The 1,004-nt window shown below is 76.1% G+C and carries 1 protein-coding gene; it reads right to left on the bottom strand.

All coding sequences use genetic code 11. The annotated features are described in order from the left end of the window. On the bottom strand, positions 1–835 hold an 835-nt coding region (locus G3573_RS21625), incomplete at its 3' end, for a glycosyltransferase family 2 protein (protein WP_163263682.1). Between the last annotated feature and the right edge of the window lie 169 nt (positions 836–1,004).

Here is a 1,004-nt window from a genome sequence, read left to right on the forward strand (position 1 = left end):
ACAGGGCGGCGGGCGTGGCCAGCGGCCCCCAGGCGGCGCCCGCGGCGGCCAGCAGCACCGCCGGCGCGACCGCCAGCGGAGCGGCCTGGCGTATGCGCGGGACCAAGCGGTGTTTGAGCACGGTGCGCGCCCTGCCCTCGCCATAGGCGAGGTACTGGCGGAACAGCGCGTCCGGTCGGCGGCGCGGGAAATAGGTGACGATCAGGTCCTGCTCAAGCCAGATCCGCCGGCCGGCGCGGGTCAGGCGCACGTCGAGCTCGGCGTCCTCGTTGGCCGCGAAGCTCTCGTCGTAGCCGTCCGCCTCGGAAAAGGCGTCCAGCCGCATCAGGGCGTGGTGGCCGTGGTCGACCCAGCCGCCGGCGTCGCCGCGCCGGTGGCGCGAGCCGCCCGCGCCCAGCAGCGAGTTCTGAGCCGCGGCGACCGCGCGCTGGAAGGCGCCGCCGCCGCTGGAGCGCATGGGCACGGTCACCGAATCCGCGCCGGTCCGTTCGGCCGCCGCGAGCAGGCCCGCGCAATAGTCAGGCGGATAGCCGGCGTGGGCGTCGAGACGGATCAGCCACGCGCAGCCCGGGCCGAACCGCCGGGCCGCCAGGTTGACGCCGGCGCTCTGCAGGCGGGCGGGATTGTCCAGCAGGATGACGCGCGGATCGCGGGCCGCGAACCGACGCACGATGGTGCGGCTGGCGTCGGTGCTGCCGCCGTCGGCCACCACGATCCGGCAACGCCCGGCGGCCGCGTCGGACAGCAACCGCTCCAGCAGGCCGTCCAGATGGGCCGCCTCGTTGAGGCAGGGGACGACGACCAGGACGTCTGGGACGGAAGCGTTCAGCGACACGGGGCGGGCTCTCCAACGGGCAAGCGACGTTCACGGACCAGCTCGGCCAGGCCGCCGCGCACGCTCCACAGCCCGACCGCCGCGCCGGCGGCGGCGGACACCGCCACGGCGGCGAGCGGGTCGGCCCCGGCCAGACGCATGGCCTGGGCGGCGGCGAACGCGGCCAGCC

Origin of the sequence: Caulobacter sp. 17J65-9 (genome assembly GCF_010975005.1) — a bacterium.
Classification (GTDB): Bacteria; Pseudomonadota; Alphaproteobacteria; order Caulobacterales; family Caulobacteraceae; genus 17J80-11.